Origin of the sequence: Flavobacterium agrisoli (assembly GCF_016522065.1) — a bacterium.
Classification (GTDB): Bacteria; Bacteroidota; Bacteroidia; order Flavobacteriales; family Flavobacteriaceae; genus Flavobacterium; species Flavobacterium agrisoli.
In genome coordinates this window covers 703,523-722,488 of the sequence record NZ_JAEHFV010000001.1, presented here as the reverse complement: position 1 = coordinate 722,488, position 18,966 = coordinate 703,523, and the positions used below count along the sequence as shown (strand labels likewise).

Here is an 18,966-nt window from a genome sequence, read left to right as displayed (position 1 = left end):
TTAAAAAAACAGTATTATAAAAAAATGCGAGATGTAAAAGTCTCGCATTTTTTGTATTAGAAAAAGCTAAAAATTACTTTATAAAAGCTTCTAATTTAGCTAAGGTATTCAATTCTTGTTCTCTAGCACTTGAAGATATAATAGTGGTTTCAAGTGTTTTTGCAGGTTTTGAAATCAATAAATACTGCGTACCATCATCTTTTTGGTCGGCATAATCTTTCGGATTGTATTTAATAGCGGCACCCACTTCGATAATTTCGGCAGCAACATCTTCGGGATGTTTTCCCCAAACAGCGATATAATTGCTTCCTTTTTTAGTTTGAAAATCTTTAAAGTAGTTGATTCCCGTAACAAATTGAACTTTTTCACCAGTTAAACATTCCGCTTCCACTTTGGCATCTCTTTTTCCTGAAAGCACTGTAACACGAACCAAGATATCTACTTTTTTTCCTTTGTACGGAACGCCTTTCGAAATCATTTCCATCCAAGAAGTATTTTCCGTTTTTCCCACACGAGCCAAACGGTTTGTTACTGGATTCAATGGCACAACCTTGTCTCCATCCCAAAGTCGAATTCCACCCAAACCAACAGTAGCGGCTACTTTATAATAATCGGCTCCCCAACCTTCTTTTTGTTGTTCTGGAGTAGGATACCAATTGGCTTTTTTCAACTCTAAACCGGGTTTAGCTTTTGAGTATACGTCTATAGCTGCTTTTTCGCTAAAGTAAATTCGTAAAGCCATCCATTCGTTTTCAATTGCTGGACCATGATGTCCGATGGTTTTGTATAAATCTCCCGAATCAGACCCAATATCACTTAAATAGGTTATTTTATCCGCTTTCATATACAAGCTGGTATCGGTATTGTTTTGCGCTAAACACGAAAATCCAAGTAGAAGGGCAGGTAGTATTGCTAATTTCATCTTTTGTTTTTAAATAGTTACTTTAATTTCCGTAAAAATAAAACAACCTTTTAATATAACAATGCATTTTAAGATTAAGTGTAGAAAATATACTTATCGTAGTTTACTGAAATAATAGTAAATAAATCGACCTTAAAACAACTAACTTTGTACGATTATTTAAAAGAAAACATAAAATGAATCTTCAAGATTTGGTAGGAAGTTATGCTATTGAAGGCCGTAATCAGGATGAAAACCAACACATAACGTATAAAGGAATTTTAAATTTAGAGCTGGATAAAACCAATAGAATTGTAGCGAAATGGTTTATCAACAACGAACAAATTCAAACGGGGAAAGGTTTTTTTAAAGATAATATTTTGGTAATCAATTTTAAATACCAAGGCGAAGACCGCAAAACGTACAAAGGCGTTGCAGTATACCGTTGTATCACTAAAGATGTAATCGATGGATTTTGGTCGGAAAAAGACGGGAATCCTCTTTATTTAGGAACTGAGTATGGTATGCGACTAAAAAGTGCAGAATTGCATACTTAAATTTGGAATTAGTTTGTTGAGTTGGATTTTAGTTTTCCAAAAAATAAAAACAAAATACTGGTAATTTTGGTTTGCAATGATTTTCTTAAAAGTGAAAGTGCTTTGGTCATTTGCGCTTCAACTGCTTTTATAGAAACATCCAAATGTTCGGCAATTTCAATATTAGTTAATCCTTCTTTTTTGCTCATTATAAAGACTTCTTTGCATTTGGGCGGTAAATTCTGAATTTCAAGATTTACTGCATTAATTGCCTGTTGCAAGGATTCAGCGTCTTCTTCCTGAACAACCGAATTTAAGGCTTCGAAATAATTTTTCTCAAGTTCAAATAAAGATTGATTTTTACGATAAGTATCTATAAACTCATTGTAAACCGATTTATATAAAAAACTTTGCAAAGAAAGTCCCGATTTCAATTTTTCGCGTTGTTCCCAAACTTTAATAAGCACATTTTGAACAATATCTTCGGCACTATAAATATCCTTGAGCAAGCTGTTAGCATAAACACAAAGTTTGTTATAATAGGTTTCAGTAAGGTAAATATAGGCTTGCTCATCTCCATTTCGGAGTGAGTTTATTAAAATTTCATTTTCACTATAATCAAGCCTTTTCATAAAAACAAATATATTAAAGTTTAGTTTTTAGGGTTGTTAAAATTGCTTTTTTTAATTTATAAGAAGCAGCAAAGGTAGTTTTATTGTTTTTAATTCTATAGATAAAGTAGTGTTTGAAATTGCTTTTTTTGATACGAATTATAAGCTCATGAAAAAAATACACTAAAATCAAAAAAACATTATCAAATTGTTAGGGTTTTGTTTTTTTGCTTCGTTATAATAGTAAAAAAAGGAAATATGACCTCTAAAAATGCAGAGCGTTTAATCATGAAATTTGTAACCAATCAAGCCGATTTAGAAGAAATCAGCGAACTTACCTATTGGTTATCCTCAAATGAAGCAAACAAAAAAATATTCGAAGATTTTGTAAAAACGAATTATGTGGCCGATTTTGTAATGGCCGATTACGATGTAGAGTCGGCCAAAAAAGTTTTGTTGCAAAAAATTAGAACGACTCGCCCGATTGCTGGTAAGCGTAACCTTACAGCTTATTATAAGTATGCAGCAGTTTTAGTTGTTGGACTTATGATGGTGTATTGGTATACAGCTTCGCAAAATGATATTCAAACAAGCATTGTACAAACCAATCAATTAGTGCCAAAAGAAGAAGCTATTACGTTAGAAACAGAAGATGGAAAGTTGCAAACTATAAATCTGAATCAAACTCAAAACATTACCAATGTGTCAGGAAAAATAGTAGGTAAACAAAACAAAGGTACTTTGGTATATAACGGGACTGATGTTGGCGAAAAACTGGTCTATAATACCTTAAAAATTCCGTACGGGAAACGTTTTAACTTACAACTTTCTGATGGTACAAAGGTTTATTTGAATGCAGGAACAACTTTGCGTTTTCCAGTACATTTTTTAAAAAATCAAGATAGACAAGTGTTTGTGAGTGGCGAAGCATATTTTGAAGTTGCTAAAGATAAAAAACATCCTTTTACCGTAAAATCAACCAAAATGAATGTGGAGGTTTTTGGAACAAAATTTAACGTAAATGCATATCCTGATGATAGTAAAGCCCAAGTTGTGTTAGTTGAAGGAAAAGTAGGTTTGTATCAAGGAACTAAAGTGGACAACGATATGGTGTTTTTGAAACCTGGTTTTATGGGAACGTCTGCTAATGGGCAAAATGCAATTAATTCGCAAGCGGTTTTTACCGAAACCTATACCTCTTGGATTAACGGCGGTTTGGTTTTTAGAAACACGAGCTTTAATGAGATTATCAAAAAACTAGAACGCCATTACAACGTGACTTTTATTAACAACAACAAAACTTTAGGGAAAGAAGTTTTTAACGCCCGTTTTGATAACGAATCGATAAATGAGGTTTTAAAATACTTAGATGAAAGTTTTGCAATCAAATATAAAATTCAAAATAACAAAGTTATAATTCAATAAAATCATTTGCCTATGAAGTAAACAATGTCTTACTAGCGCTTATCTAAAAAAAAACCGGAAAATGCGCCAACATTTCCCGGATGATAATCGTGATATAAAAAACTACACCACAATTCAAAAAACATTTTAAAAGTATGAAAAAACCAGTTAACCTAAAGAGGTTTAACAAACCTTTATTCAATTTTGATTTAAAGATGAAATTAACAACTTTATTTTTATTAACCACCATTACCGTTATGAGTGCCAGCGGACTCTATTCGCAAAAAAATACGATGTCAATTAACGTGGCTGCAACCCCGGTGGCAAAAGTAATTGAACGAATAGAATACACCACCAATTACCGTTTTGTATACAATGTAAAATCGGTTGATTTAAATCGATTGATTGAAGTGAATGCAAACAACGAAAGTATTGAAGGCGTTTTAACTAAAGTCTTTAAAAATTCAACTACTGATTTTAAAATATCGGGCAATCATATTATTTTAACACCTAAAAAAGAGGTTGCTATCAAAACAAATGTTGTAGAAGCGGCTCCCGATTTTATTGTAAAAGGAAAAGTAACCGACGAAAAAGGAATGCCTTTAGTAGGCGCTGCTATTTCGGATAACGGCTCAGGGAGAGGCGTACAAACTGATTTTAATGGCGAATATCAGATTATTGCCGTAAGTGATAAAACTACTTTAGCTTTTGCCTATTTAGGTTATGTGAGACAGGAAATTAAAGTGGAGGGCAGAAGTCTAATTAATGTGGTTTTGAAAGAAGACACATTTGAACTTGGCGAAGTGGTTTTAACTACAGGTTACCAAAACATTTCGGCTGAACAAGCCACGGGTTCTTTCTCAAAATTAAAATCAGAAGATTTTAAAGAGCAACGTTTAAACAGTTTGGATAAAATTTTAGAAGGTCGTATTGTAGGATACCAAGACGGGAAAATTCGTGGAACTACAACAATGAGGGGAACCACAACTCCTTTATACGTTATAGACGGTTTTCCGATTGAAAACACAAAGTATAATGCAACATTTAATTTAGAAGAAAACCTTCCAAATTTAAACCTAGAAGATATTGAAACGATTACGGTTTTAAAAGATGCTGCAGCTTCCTCTATTTATGGTGCGCGCGCCGCGAATGGTGTTGTGGTTATTACCACCAAAAAGGCTAAAGCAGGAAAAACCAATATCTCGTTTTCTAGTAATTTGACCGTAACACCTTATCGAAATTATACAGATAACCTAACCGATTCTGCCGATATTATTGGTTTAGAAAGAGGTTGGGCTGCTAATAATCCTAATTTACAGGGAGCAAATGCAAGCACTTATGCACAATCTTTACTTAATAATGCTGCTTTTACGAGTTTAGGAATGCAAACTATTTTGAAAGGATATTCAGGTGTTATTTCACAAACAGAGGCTAACAATCAACTGAATCAATTGGCTGCTCAAGGTTACAAATATTATGATGATGTGGCGCGATATGCCAAACGCGATCAGTTTGCTACACAACACAATATCAGTTTAGGAAAAGCATCCGAAAGCAATAGTTTTAATGCTTCTTTAACCTACAAAGACAACAAATTAGAAGATATTTATTCTGAAAACCAAACCGTGGGTCTTAACCTTAAAAATTCAACACAAATCAACAGTTGGTTGTCTTTGGATTTAGGAACCTATATGAATTTTGGCACCAGTGATTTTCAGAATTATAATGCTTTTACCCCAGGATTTAAATTTCAACCTTACAACCAATTGGTAAACAATGATGGTTCGTATTTTACTTCTATTGCAGCTTCACGTTATAACAATTTTACGTTGCAATCTATGCAGAATTATGGTTTATATAATATGGACATCACGCCGATGGAAGAATTGGGCAGAAATGTAAGCAATACTAAAAGTTTCATAAACCGAACTTTTGCAAAATTTAATGTAAAATTCAGTCATGCTTTTAGTTATAATGCCATGTTTCAATACGAGTACGGAGTGGATCGTACCAATTATACAAGAGAAAAAGAATCATATAGTGTAAGAAGTCAGGTAAACGGAATGGTAACCATTGCCAATAATGCAGCCGTTTACAACCTGCCTTATGGTGATATTTTAAAAGAAACGAATCAGTTTACCAATGCGTATAATTTTCGTCAACAGTTAAATTTTGAACAAGTTTTTAACGGAAAACACGATGTTTCTGCTATTGCAGGTATGGAAATCCGTCATAACAAAGTAGAATACCGAGATGATACTCGTTATGGTTGGGACGAACAAACTTTGACTTTTAAACCTGTCAATCAATCAAGTTTACTAGGAGTTTACGGAAATGTTTTTAATGGTTATATGTCAATAAATGATTTTTCTAACGAAAAAGAATTGTTAAACCGTTATGTTTCATTATACAGTACTATTGGATATGTGTATGACAGAAGGTTTTCATTTACTGGAAGTTTGCGTTGGGATCGTTCCAATCTTTGGGGAACCGATAATAAGTACCAAAACAAACCAACATGGTCTGCGGGTGCTGGATGGAATATCAACAACGAATCCTTTTTTGATGTAGATTGGGTTAATACTTTAAAATTACGAGGTTCCTATGGTATTGGTGGTAATGTTGCCAAAAATTCGGCGCCATATCTAACCGCTTATTACAACACAAATAACAATGTTGGTGGAGTACAAGGAACAGTAAGTTCCAGACCAAACCCAGAATTATCTTGGGAGAAAACCACGACAACCAATATTGGTCTGGATTTTGCCATGTTCCAAAACCGTTTAAACGGAACTTTTGATGTCTATAACAAAAAAGGAGATGATTTGTTAGCAAGCAGTACCGGAGTGCCTACAGAAGGTTTTGGATATTCAACTTATACAATAAATAATGGTAAAATGACCAACAAAGGTTTTGAAGTAAGTTTAAGTGGAACTATCATTAAAACACCTTCTTTTGCTTGGGATGCCTCTGTTTTATATGCTTACAACAAAAATAAGGTAGATTATGTAGATGTAGAAGCTCCAGTGTATTATTTACAATTGGATTATCCATCAGCTTATCCAAGAGTAGGTAAAAACTATAATTCTATTTATGGTTACAAATGGGCAGGTTTAAGCAGTACTGGTTTGCCTCAGGTATATGATGCTTCGGGAGAGGCTGTCATTTATAACCCGGCCGATTTAGAAGCTATAGAAGATTACGGAACGACAGTGCCAACACAGAGTGGTTCTTTTCATACTGCTGTAAACTATAAAAACTTCTCGCTTTCGGCTTTGTTTATCTATGAATTAGGTCATAAAATGCGTAACACTTTTTTACCAATGTTGAATAATAATTATAATAGTGCTATGGGTGGTTATGTTACCGATATTACTGTGGTTAATAAAGATATTGCAAATCGTTGGCAGAATCCCGGAGACGAAGCTTTTACAAATATCCCGCGTGCGGTATACGAATATGAAGCAGATTTTAATTATGCTTCTCGTGACATTTACCGCTATGCCGATATCAATATTCTGGATGCTTCAAATGTGAGATTGAGTAATATTTCATTAGCTTATCAAATGCCTAAAAACTTGATAAATAAAGTAAAACTAGATAACGTACGCTTCAATTTAAATGCAGAAAATGTATACACTTGGGCTAAAAGTAGAGATGCCAAATACATGTTGGGCGGATTTCAGTCTCCAAGTTTTGTAATGGGTGTAAATGTTAATTTCTAATTTTAAAAAGACTACAAGATGAAAAAAATATATAAAAATATACTTTGCGTTTTAGCATTAGGAGTAGTTTTTGCCTCTTGCGAGAATTATTTGGATGATGTGCCAAAAGGATCTAAAGTACCAACCACATTAGCCGATTACGAGGCATTTATTCGAGATGAATACGGTAATCAAGTGGTGAATGTTGAGCAGGCTTTAACTTTAATGAATGACCGTTTTCAAACGGTGGCAAATTTAGCCTATTACCGTTTAACAAATGCCAATTATTTTTGGGATGAAACTGCAGATCGTATCGATTTAAATCAGGCTGATGAAACTACATACTACAGAAGTTATGCCGGAATTTCATCTTTCAATTTAATTATCGAAAATGTTTTAACGGCAACTGAAGCTACAGATGCAGAAAAAAGAATTGTTTGGGCAGAGGCTAAAATGTTGCGCGCCATGTCGTACTTTAATTTGGTGAATTTTTATGCCGATACGTATACTACAGGAAATGCGGGCAAACTATCAGTTCCGTTGATTACTAGTGCCAGCATTAATGCGCCAAGCAAACAAGTTACTATTCAGGAAATGTATGATTTCATTTTGAAAGATGTTAACGAAGCCATACCGTTTTTGCCAAAGGTTTCGCAAACGGCTTTGCATCCCAATTTAGGAGCAGGTTACGCTTTTTCGGCTCGTGTTTATTTGCAAATGAATAATTATACAGAAGCTTTAAAATTTGCTGATTTGGCTTTGGCTGAAAATAATAAATTGTACGATTGGGTTGGGTTTTATAATACTAATAAGACCATTATTGATACGCCTAATTCCTATACAACAGTAGCTTCTCCGATGGGATATAACTATACCGAAAATTACACGTTTAGACATGGTTCTAGCTATTCGTTGGGCAGAGAATTAAGTATTCCGGTTGATAGAGCAGCACGCTTTGAAACGGGTGATGTGCGCTTTAAATCACGTTGGAAATTAAGAACTGTTGGTGCCGATACGTATTATTATTCTACTTTATCTGGAATGTATAATTTTGGAGGCATCACTACAGTAGAGGTGTATTTAATTAAAGCCGAATGCTTGGCTCGTGCAGGACAAATAGCTGATGCTTTGACGCTTTTGAACACAGTGCGTAAAACCAGAATTTTACCTGCAAACTATGCCGATATTACTACTACAGATAAAGCAACTGCTTTAAATGCCATTTTCAATACCAAACGGAACGAGCTTATTTTAACCTTAATACCTTTTGCAGACGCACGCCGTTTAAATGCCGAAGGGACTTATCCGTTTAGTTTGTCTAAAGTTGAAGGAGGTACTACGTATACTTTATCGGCAACTTCACACATGTGGACGATGCCTTTCCCACAAGGGGCAACAAAAAATCCGGGTAATGGAACCCTAACACAAAATGTAGATAAATAAAAATCACTAAGCTTCCTAAGTAGGATTTTCGAAAGGGAAGCTTTTTTTATAATATATCAATCAAAAAATGAACACAATTAAATTTAAAATAGTAGGATTGTGCATCTGTTTATTTGTTATTTCAAATAATATTCAGGCACAAAAAACAATCACATCAGTTGCTTCTTCGTATACTCTTGAAGCAACCATAAAGGGGCTTGAAGATGGAATTACTGTAAAATTAACTCCAGGTGCAACGCATTCATCAGATCCTGCTGTGGCAGAAACTATTGTTAAAAATGGGAAATTTGTATTTTCAGGAAGCCTTGCCGAACCACGTTTGTATTATTTGGTTTTTGGCAAAAATCAAGGTTTTATTTCGGTAATGCTCGAAAATTCTAAAATGAATCTTACTTCAAATGCAGAGATGGGATCTGATGAAAATAAAAGAATAACATTCAAAAATACCGTTTTTACAGGTTCTAAATCGGATGCATATTTTAAAAAAGAAACGGCTTATCGAGGTGATTTGGATAAAGCCTACGCTGCTTATCATACCAAAGAATCGGATGAAGTAAGCAAATTAATTGGTGAAGCCAGAAAAGAAAAAGAGACTAAAAAGTTAGACTCCTTGCAAAATCTTCCGGTTTGGAAAAAATTCGAGGCCGATGAAAAAGCTTTTTTTACAAATGTTGAAAAAAGCATGACCGATTTAATTGTACGTCATAAAGATTCTTGGTGGGGACCGTTTTTCATGATGTCTCAATTCTCTTATTTAACGCCACAACAAAAACCTCTTTTTGATCAATTCTCAGAAACAGCTAAAAACAGTTATTACGGAAAATTGGCTGATGCTGAGGTAAATCCAAAATCATTGGTAGGAACGAGTGTAGCCGCATTTGAATTAAAAGATAAAGAAGGAAAATCGGTTTCAATTAAAGATATTGCCAATAGGAAAGAATATATTTTAATTGATTTTTGGGCTTCTTGGTGTGCACCTTGTCGTAAAGAAATTCCAAATCTAAAAAAAGCTTATACTGAATTTGCTGCTAAAGGTTTTGAAATTTTAAGTATTTCTACTGATGACAATCAAAAGGCCTGGAATACTGCTTTGACTAAAGAAAATATGTCTTGGCCAAACTTGTTAGACAACGATGTGGTGAGTAAATCGTTTAATGTGAAAGCCATTCCGGCTACTTTTCTAATGGATAAAAACGGAACAATCATAGCTACTGATTTGCGTGGTGAAGCTTTAGAGGCTAAATTAAAAGAGTTATTAAAATCATAATATTGTTTAAGATTAAAAAATTTAAAAATTGAAAGATTGAAAGATTGAAAATTTGCAAAAAAATATAAAAATAATAACATGAAAAAAACAATTTTACAATCAGGTTTATTGGCTTTAGCGCTTGTAACCACTTTTACTTCCTGCTCAAAAAAAGAAGAAGGGTTTACTATCAACGGTAGCATTCCGGGACAAAAAGAAGGAATGGTTTATTTAGAATTTGTTGATGGTGATAAAAGCGTAGTGAAAGATTCTGCTAAAATCGTTGAAGGTAAATTTACTTTTGCGGGAAAAGTCGAAGAGCCAATGCGATATAGCATCAAACTAAAAGGACAGGAGTACGGAAAAATATTTGTTTTATCTAATGAAACAATTGGATTTACGGCACATAAAGATTCTGTTTATATGGCGAAATTATCAGGAGCAACTCAAGATTCTATTTATAGTTCATATTATAAAAACGAGTTTAAAAAGATACAGAATGTTGCAGGCCCTGTTTACAAACTATCTGATTCCTTAACCCAAAACGGAAAAGTAAAACTTACAGCTGAGCAACAAGCGATGATGGATAAAAAATGGAAAGACTTACAGACCATGGCAGATGATCTGACTTTCAAATTTATTACATCACATAAAGATAAGGTTGCCGCAGCATTGGTTTTAGAAGATCGTTTGGTAACCTACGGAACTCCAGAACAGGTAAAAGAATATTTTGCTATTTTGACTCCTGAGATTCAAAAATCTTATTTCGGTAAAAAAATTAATGAAGGAATCAAATTAAACGAAAAAACAGCTGTTGGCACAACTGCACCTGAATTTTCGCAAACTGATATCAACGGAAAAATCGTAAAATTATCTGATTACAAAGGAAAATACGTTTTGGTTGATTTCTGGGCAAGCTGGTGCGGACCCTGCCGAAAAGAAAATCCGAATGTAGTTTTAGCTTACAAAACCTATCACGATAAAGGTTTTGATGTGTTAGGCGTTTCATTAGATGATAAAAAGAATCTTTGGGAAAAAGCCATCGAAAAAGACGGACTAACTTGGACACACGTTTCGGATTTAAAAGGCTGGAAGAATGAAGTAGCCGTTTTGTATGGAGTAAAATTGGTACCAACCAACTACTTAATTGGACCTGACGGAAAAATCGTCGCCAAAAATCTTAGAGAAGAAGAACTTCAATCAAAACTCAAAGAAATTTTTAGTAAATCATAATAACTTTTATGCCCTTTCAAATCATAATAAAGCTGAAAGGGCTAAAAACCTCAATCATAAAAAATGAAAAAATACATCTTTTTGGGCTATTGCTCACTAGCATTCTGCACGCTTATTTCAGCGCAGAACAAATTAGTTAATTTCAAGAAAATAAAAGAGTTAGGTGGTATAGAAGAATATTTGTACCAACCAAACGGAATGAATATTTTGCTTTTGCAAGACAATGCTTCGCCAGTTGCAACGGTTCAAATTGTGTACAGAGTAGGATCAAAACACGAAGTTTTAGGAAACACAGGATCAACACATCTTTTAGAACATTTAATGTTTAAAGGAACTCCAACATTTATTAAAAGCAACAAAGGATCTATAACCGATGTTTTACAAAATACAGGAGCGCAATTAAATGCAACAACTTGGTACGACCGTACTAATTATTATGAAACATTACCAAGTGATAAAATAGAATTGGCACTGCAAATAGAAGCAGACAGAATGCGAAATTCTTTATTATTGAAAGAAGATAAAGAAGCCGAAATGACGGTAGTTCGCAACGAATTTGAGCGAGGCGAAAATAATCCGAACAGTTTACTTGATAAAGAAATATGGGCTTCAGCTTATATTGCGCATCCGTACCACCATTCTACAATTGGCTGGAAATCGGATATAGAAAATGCACCAATCGAAGTATTACGTAATTTTTACAACACCTATTACTGGCCTGATAATGCGACTTTAACCATTATTGGCGATTTTAAAAAAGAAAATGTTTTAGAGCTGATTGAGAAATATTTTGGTAAAATTACGAAAGCGCCAAATGCAATGCCTCAACCTTATACCGAAGAACCAGAACAATACGGGGCACGTAAAATTGTGGTAAAAAAACCGGGTGAATTAGGTGTGGTCAACAAAGCTTATAAAATTCCGGGAGCACTGCATGAGGATTTACCAGCTTTGAATATTTTGGGGCAAATTATTGGCTCGGGACCTTCGGCAATTTTAAACAAAACTTTTGTAGATACCCAAATGGGAATTTATGCGTATGCCAGTGCTACGAACTTTAAAGAAGTAGGTCTTTTTACCATTGGAGTTGGTTTTCCAACCACTTCAAAACATGAAGATATCGATGCAAAAATTAGCGAAGTAATTGCAAAAATTCAGAAAGAAGGCGTTACTCAAGATGAGGTAAACCTTGTAGTGGCCAAAATTAGCGCGCAGACTATTTTAGGTCGTGACGGTTCTGGCGTTATTGCATCAGAATTAAATGAGGCTATTGCTTCTGGTGATTGGACAGATTTTGTTACTGGAGTTGACCGATTGAAAAAAGTAACACCAGCCAATGTATTGCGTGTAGCTCAAAAATATTTAGTAGAAGATCAAAGTACAACGGGTTATTTTATTCCGAAACAAACCGGTTCGCAAAGTCAAGATGCGACTCAGGTAAATAACTTTATGCCTGAAAAAGAACCGTTTTATTACAGACATCCAGAAGATGAACATTCGCATGAAAAAACTTCTTCTGAAATTTTAACACAAAATAGTAATGCATCAGAAATTACTTTTGACGAAAATGTAATTGAAAAAACAGCATCGGCTTTTAAAAGAGAAAAAGTTGCGGGAATAGATGTAGTTTCAGTAAAAACATCGGCAAAAGATTTTGTGACCGTGGCAGCAAGTATTTCTTTAGGGAATTTTGTAAACGAAACCAAAAATCCAATGATTTCGTCATTAACAGCTTCTATGTTATCCAAAGGAACGACGCTTAATGACAAGTTTAAATTTTCTGAAAAACTGCAAAAATTAGGAGTGAATCTAAGTGTCAATGCTTCAACCACCAAAATTAATATTGGTTTTAAATGTTTGAAAAAAGATTTGGATCAGGTTATTGTTTTATTGGCAGAAGAGTTACGTATGCCTTTATTCGACCAAAAAGAATTTGAAAATCTAAAACAGCAGTTCACCGGAAATATTCAGCAAAGTTTAAATGATCCAGGCGAAAGAGGAGGAATCGCTTTATCTCAGGCCATTTATCCAAAAGGAAATCCAAATTACAGTTTAAGTGTTGAAGAAGATTTGGCGAATATCAAAAATGCCACTTTAGAAGAAGTAAAAGCGTTTCACAAAAAATATTTCGGAACCAACTCGATGCATTTGGTAATTGTAGGAGATACCGAAGGAGCTAATTTGAATGCCTCTTTGAAAAAATCATTCAAAAATTGGAACGGTGGTGTAAATGAAACCATAAAAGCTGAAGAAACTTCAAAAGCTGCTGCAAAAACCGAAGTGATTACCATTGCAGAAAAACCAAGTGCAGAGCTGTTTATCGGACAGTACACCGGTTTAAAAAGAGCCGATGTCGATTATATTCCGTTTTACATTGCCAATTACACTTTAGGAGCCGGATTTGCTGGACGATTGATGCAGACCGTTCGTGATAATGATGGATTAACGTATAGTATTTCTTCTAGAATGGGAGGGAATATTACTACGGGAGGTTACTGGTTTGTAAATGCGTCTTTCAATCCCAATTTATTTCAAAAAGGATTGGATGCCACAATGGTTCAAGTTGATAAATGGGTAAAAGATGGTATTACCGCAACAGAATTGGAGCATAAAAAATCAAATTTGATTGGGAGTTTTAAAGTAGGAATGTCTACTACAAGCGGTATGGCCAGAACTATTTTGAGTTTTGTTGAAAGAGGTCTAGAACCTTCTTATATCGATCAATACCCCAAAGATATCGAAAAAGCAACTTTGCGAGAAGTTAATGATGCTATCAAAAAATACATTCAGTTAGACAAAATGATTATCATCAAATCGGGTTCGTTGGACAAAGAAGGAAATCCATTGAAATAATACTTAATTCGAGTCTTTTCCGAATTTATTTTGAATTAGTAATAAGGTAAAAGGCTGTTAAGGGCTGTCTCATTTTTTGGTTTTGAGGCAGCTTCTTTTTAAAATTAAAATATGAAAAAATATCTTTTAGTGCTACTTCTTTTATGTGGTAGTTTGGTTTCGGGTCAGATGTACAATCCAGTGAAATGGGCTACGTCTGTAGAGAAAATCTCAGATACAGAATTTGTTTTAAAAGCAAAAGCAGAAATACAATCAGGATGGCATTTGTATGGGCAATTTATCGAAGAAGGAGGTCCTGTGCGTACTACTTTTTCCTTCTCAAATTCGGAGAAAAAGTATGAATTAATCGGTAAAACTACCGAAGAAAAAGGGCATGAAGTGGTGGATAAAATTTTCGACATGAAAATTAAATATTTTGAAAAAAAGGCTCTTTTTACCCAAAAAATAAAATTGAAATCCGGAATAGTTGCAACAGTTACAGCCGAAGTAGAGTTTATGGTCTGCGATGATAGCAACTGTCTACCGCCATCTACAGAGGAATTAATTTTTAAACTGCCAAAATCGTCAACAACTGCAGTTATCTCAAAAACACCGGTTGTTAAGAGCGAGACCAAAACAGATTCGGTTTCTGTCGTTGAAACTGTCGTTGAGCCGGAATTACAAAAAGTAGTAACAAAAGTTGAAGAAGTCAAAAGTCCCGTTGAGAAAACAGAATCTAGAGGATTAATAGGCATTTTTATTATTGCTTTTTTATCAGGTTTTGCTGCCTTACTTACTCCTTGTGTTTTTCCAATGATTCCGATGACAGTTAGTTTTTTTACCAAGCAAAGTAAAACCAAAGCAGCTGGAATTAGAAATGCTTTGATTTACGGATTTTCAATCGTAATTATTTATGTTTTATTAGGTTCGATTGTAACAGCCATTTTTGGTGCCGATTCACTAAATGCCTTGTCAACCAACGTTTGGTTCAACTTAATTTTCTTTGTTTTATTAGTTGTTTTTGCCATTTCATTTTTGGGTGCTTTCGAAATTATGCTACCAAATGCGTTGGCAAACAAAGTCGATTTGCAAGCAGATAGGGGAGGATTGATTGGTATTTTTTTCATGGCTTTGGCTTTGGCCATTGTATCATTTTCCTGTACAGGACCTATTGTAGGAACCTTGTTGGTTGAGGCAGCCTCAAAAGGAGGTATTGCACCCATTGTTGGAATGTTAGGATTTTCGATTGCTATTGCGCTGCCATTCTCATTATTTGCTGCTTTTCCGGGTTGGCTCAATGCAGTGCCAAAATCGGGTGGTTGGCTTAATACGGTAAAAGTGGTTTTAGGATTTTTAGAATTGGCTTTGGCTTTCAAATTTTTATCGAATGCCGATTTGGTTTTGCAATTGCACTGGCTGGAAAGAGAAGTTTTCCTTGCCATCTGGATTGCTATTTTTGGAACTTTGGCTTTTTATTTATTCGGAAAAATTACACTTCCACATGATTCGCCGCTAAATCATATTTCTGTTGGAAGATTAGGTTTTGGACTCCTTGTCTTGACTTTTACTATTTACCTTATTCCAGGACTTTGGGGAGCTCCTCTAAAGTTAATTAGTGGTTTTCCCCCGGCAATGCACTACAGCGAATCGCCAAATGGAATTGGTGCAAACACGGAAACAGCAAGTAGCGAAACATTGCCCGAAGGTGCAGCATACGGTCCCCACAATATCATAACCTTTCATGATTATGATAAAGGAATGGAGTTTGCCAAAAAAACAGGAAAACCCGTTTTATTAGATTTTACAGGATATGCCTGCGTGAATTGTAGAAAAATGGAAGAACTGGTTTGGTCTGATTCGGAAGTGCTTCGTGTGTTAAATAATGATTTAGTCTTGATTTCGCTCTATGTCGATGACAAAAAAGAGCTGCTGGAAAACGAACAATATGTTTCGGAAACCACAGGAAAAAAAATCAAAACTATTGGAAACAAATGGAGTGATTTTCAAATTAAAACCTATAAAGCCAATGCTCAACCTTTTTATGTACTCGTAGATCATAATAGTGCTAGTTTAACAGAACCTTCTGCTTATAATCCAGATATAACAGAATATTACAATTGGCTGCAAAGTGGTATTAAGAATTTTAAAAATTAGATTCTTCTTTTACTTTTTATAAATTCGAATTAATTCTAGAGCTGCTTCAAAAGGCGATTTTTCGTTGTTTTGAACAGCTTTTTTATTGATTTCGAGTTGGGTTATAATAGCAGGTTGGTTGTAAAATTGATGTAATAATTCATCGTTTATGGTTTCGTACATCCAATCTAAATTTTGATTTTTTCGGTTTTCTTCAAAAAAATGATTTTTTTTGATCGTTTCAAAGTAGGAGGTAAGGGTTTGCCAAATTTCAGTAATACCTTCTTTATGTAAAGCACTGCAACAACTTACAAAAGGAACCCATTCTGAATCTTTTTTCGGAAAAAGAGAAATTGTTTTTTGAATAGCAGCTTGTAATACTTGGGCATTTTGGCTGTTTTCTCCATCAGCTTTGTTGATGATAACTGCATCTGCCATTTCCATAATGCCTCTTTTTATTCCTTGTAAATCATCACCAGCACCGGTAATTTGTAGTAATAAAAAGAAATCAACCATGCGATGAACGGCAATTTCACTTTGACCTACGCCCACCGTTTCAATAATTATCGTATCAAATCCAGTCGCTTCGCATAGTATAATGGTTTCTCTTGTTTTACGTGCAACACCACCCAGATTGCTGCCCGAAGGACTCGGTCTGATAAAAGCATTGGCATCTTGAGCTAATTCCTCCATTCGGGTTTTATCGCCCAAAATACTTCCACTCGATAAGGCGCTACTCGGGTCTACCGCCAGCACGGCAACTTTTTTTCCAAGACTTGTCAAGTGTATCCCCAAAGCCTCTATAAAAGTACTTTTGCCCACACCGGGTATTCCGGTAATCCCAATTCGAACGGATTGATTGACGTGAGGTAAACAACTTTTAATGATAGAATTGGCCTTTTCAATATGAGTTGGATGCGTACTTTCAATTAGTGTTATGGCTCTACTTAAGGCGGTGCGGTTTTGATTTAAAATGCCGTTAACTAATTCTGAAGTCGAAATTTCTTTTTTTCGAAAATGCTGAATTTGTGCTATTGCATTCGGATTAGTTATTTCTGAAAGAGAAATATTTTGAGATGATTTTTTGTTTGGGTTATTCGCTTTCAAAATGAATCATTTTAATAGTAAAAGTAAGTAAAACGCGTGCAATTGCAAAAACATAAAGTGGACACTCTAGATTAAAATTTTGTTCAGAAGAAAATCCAACACTATTCAGTTGGCTTATCCTGATTATAAACTGTATTTTTGTTTTTTGCACTTCATGAAAAATTTAATTGTCATTTTTGTTTGTTTGCTTTTGGGAATTGCATGCCAATTAATTCCGAATTTCCCTAAAAACAGTTATAAATTTTTAAACAAATTCGTAATTTATTTTTGCTTGCCGGCATTGGCTTTGTATTTCATTCCTAAAATTGATTGGGCTCCCGATTTGTTGTATCCTATTGCTGCGGCTTGGATTAGTTTTGCCTTTTCGATTTTATTTTTTACCATGATGGGCGCTTATTTTAAATGGTCAAAAAAGCTCATCGGTTGTTTGATTATTACGGCCGGATTTAGTAATACGTCTTTTTTAGGTTTTCCTATTATCGAAGCTTTATATGGTAAAAAAGGATTAGAAATTGCCATTTTGGTCGATCAGCCAGGGTGTTTTGTGGTCATTTCTACTTTTGGTGTTTTAGTGGCTATTTTTTATTCGAGAGGTACTACTACTGTTGGAACTATCATGAAAAAAATTCTTTTATTTCCGCCTTTTATAACTTTTTGTATCGCTGCTCTGATGAATTTGCTTCATTTTGATTTTACAGATGAATTGCAAGTGGTTTTTCAACAAATAGGAAGTTTAGTTACTCCCTTAGCGTTATTTTCGATTGGTTTACAGTTGAGTTTTGATAGCAAAAGCAAACATTTTAAATTTTTAACCCTTGGCTTGTTTTTTAAATTAGTGTTAATGCCACTTTTGTTATTCGTTTTGTATTTTTTTGTACTGAATCAAAAAGGATTAAAAATGGAAGTTTCGGTGCTAGAAATGGCAATGGCTCCTATGGTAACGGCTTGTATTTTGGCTTCCAATTACGGCCTAAAACCTAAATTAAGTAGCATGATGATTGGTTTTGGTATTCCGATTTCCTTTCTAACTTTAGGATTTTGGTATTGTATTTTAGAATATTTGTAACATAATTTGAGCGTGTAACTTTTGCTTAATTTTATGAATTGCTTTCGATTGAATTGCGAATTTTTGCTTAATTTTAGAAGAATTTTAAAACAAAAATATCATGGCAACATTACGTTTAGGTGACATTGCACCCGATTTTGAAGCAGAAACTACGTTAGGTAAAATACATTTTCACGAATGGTTAGGCGACTCTTGGGGCGTTTTATTTTCGCATCCAGCCGATTTTACTCCAGTATGTACTACCGAATTGGGTACAGTGGCAAATTATTATCCTGAATTTGAAAAAAGAAATACCAAAGTAATTGCGTTGAGTGTTGATAGTTTACAATCGCATTTAGATTGGATTAAAGATATAAACGAAACTCAAGGTGTTACGCTTAATTACCCGATTATTGCTGATGAAGATAAAAAAGTAGCCAATTTGTATGATATGTTACATCCAAATGCAAGCGACAAATTTACCGTTCGTTCGGTTTTTGTAATTGGCAATGATAAAAAAATCAAATTGATGATTACGTATCCCGCTTCAACAGGAAGAAATTTTGATGAATTATTACGTGTCATCGATAGTTTGCAATTAACAGCTAATTACAGTGTAGCAACTCCGGCAAATTGGAAAGATGGTCAAGATGTGGTTATTTCTCCAGCTATTACCGATGCGGATATTCCGGCTAAATTTCCTAAAGGACATACCCCAATAAAACCTTATTTGCGTATGACTCCACAACCTAATAAATAAGAGAAAATAAA

Annotated in this window: 13 protein-coding genes; 10 read left to right on the top strand and 3 right to left on the bottom strand. The window is 34.5% G+C overall.

Annotated elements, in window-relative coordinates; translation table 11 throughout:
* Window positions 1-73: 73 nt before the first annotated feature.
* Window positions 74-922, bottom strand: coding sequence for a DUF4861 family protein (locus I5M07_RS02970; RefSeq protein WP_200104699.1), 849 nt, complete (start codon window positions 920-922; stop codon window positions 74-76).
* Between the two features lie 176 nt (window positions 923-1,098).
* On the opposite strand from I5M07_RS02970, the gene I5M07_RS02965 reads away from it, so the two are divergent.
* Complete coding sequence (locus tag I5M07_RS02965; protein WP_200104698.1) at window positions 1,099-1,458, top strand: hypothetical protein; 360 nt, start codon at window positions 1,099-1,101, stop codon at window positions 1,456-1,458.
* An 8-nt stretch (window positions 1,459-1,466) separates the two neighbouring features.
* Here I5M07_RS02965 and I5M07_RS02960 read toward each other — a convergent pair whose 3' ends face one another.
* Window positions 1,467-2,069, bottom strand: coding sequence for an RNA polymerase sigma factor (locus tag I5M07_RS02960; RefSeq protein ID WP_200104697.1), 603 nt, complete (start codon window positions 2,067-2,069; stop codon window positions 1,467-1,469).
* A gap of 237 nt (window positions 2,070-2,306) precedes the next feature.
* On the opposite strand from I5M07_RS02960, the gene I5M07_RS02955 reads away from it, so the two are divergent.
* The 7 genes from I5M07_RS02955 to I5M07_RS02925 all read left to right on the top strand — a co-directional run bounded on the left by I5M07_RS02955 (window position 2,307) and on the right by I5M07_RS02925 (window position 16,064).
* Window positions 2,307-3,473, top strand: a complete 1,167-nt coding sequence (locus tag I5M07_RS02955; protein ID WP_200104696.1) for a FecR family protein — start codon at window positions 2,307-2,309, stop codon at window positions 3,471-3,473.
* A 194-nt stretch (window positions 3,474-3,667) separates the two neighbouring features.
* Window positions 3,668-7,177 carry a SusC/RagA family TonB-linked outer membrane protein gene (locus I5M07_RS02950; protein WP_233621925.1) on the top strand — a complete coding sequence of 1,170 codons (3,510 nt, stop codon included), beginning with the start codon at window positions 3,668-3,670 and terminating at the stop codon, window positions 7,175-7,177.
* 18 nt (window positions 7,178-7,195) lie between these two features.
* Window positions 7,196-8,599 carry a RagB/SusD family nutrient uptake outer membrane protein gene (locus tag I5M07_RS02945; RefSeq protein WP_200104694.1) on the top strand — a complete coding sequence of 468 codons (1,404 nt, stop codon included), beginning with the start codon at window positions 7,196-7,198 and terminating at the stop codon, window positions 8,597-8,599.
* 67 nt (window positions 8,600-8,666) lie between these two features.
* A complete protein-coding gene (locus I5M07_RS02940) occupies window positions 8,667-9,866 on the top strand; it encodes a TlpA disulfide reductase family protein (protein ID WP_200104693.1) in 1,200 nt (399 codons plus the stop codon).
* Window positions 9,867-9,944: 78 nt separating this feature from the next.
* Complete coding sequence (locus I5M07_RS02935) at window positions 9,945-11,078, top strand: TlpA disulfide reductase family protein (protein WP_200104692.1); 1,134 nt, start codon at window positions 9,945-9,947, stop codon at window positions 11,076-11,078.
* Between the two features lie 63 nt (window positions 11,079-11,141).
* Window positions 11,142-13,931, top strand: a complete 2,790-nt coding sequence (locus I5M07_RS02930) for a M16 family metallopeptidase (protein WP_200104691.1) — start codon at window positions 11,142-11,144, stop codon at window positions 13,929-13,931.
* A 111-nt stretch (window positions 13,932-14,042) separates the two neighbouring features.
* Window positions 14,043-16,064, top strand: coding sequence for a protein-disulfide reductase DsbD family protein (locus I5M07_RS02925; RefSeq protein WP_200104690.1), 2,022 nt, complete (start codon window positions 14,043-14,045; stop codon window positions 16,062-16,064).
* 9 nt (window positions 16,065-16,073) lie between these two features.
* On the opposite strand, the gene meaB is transcribed toward I5M07_RS02925, so the two are convergent.
* Window positions 16,074-17,150, bottom strand: a complete 1,077-nt coding sequence (gene meaB, locus I5M07_RS02920; RefSeq protein ID WP_233621923.1) for a methylmalonyl Co-A mutase-associated GTPase MeaB — start codon at window positions 17,148-17,150, stop codon at window positions 16,074-16,076.
* A 154-nt stretch (window positions 17,151-17,304) separates the two neighbouring features.
* Here meaB and I5M07_RS02915 point away from each other — a divergent pair, with 154 nt between their 5' ends.
* Both I5M07_RS02915 and I5M07_RS02910 read left to right on the top strand, forming a co-directional pair.
* Complete coding sequence (locus tag I5M07_RS02915) at window positions 17,305-18,216, top strand: AEC family transporter (protein ID WP_200104689.1); 912 nt, start codon at window positions 17,305-17,307, stop codon at window positions 18,214-18,216.
* 100 nt (window positions 18,217-18,316) lie between these two features.
* Complete coding sequence (locus I5M07_RS02910; protein ID WP_200104688.1) at window positions 18,317-18,955, top strand: peroxiredoxin; 639 nt, start codon at window positions 18,317-18,319, stop codon at window positions 18,953-18,955.
* Window positions 18,956-18,966: the final 11 nt, after the last annotated feature.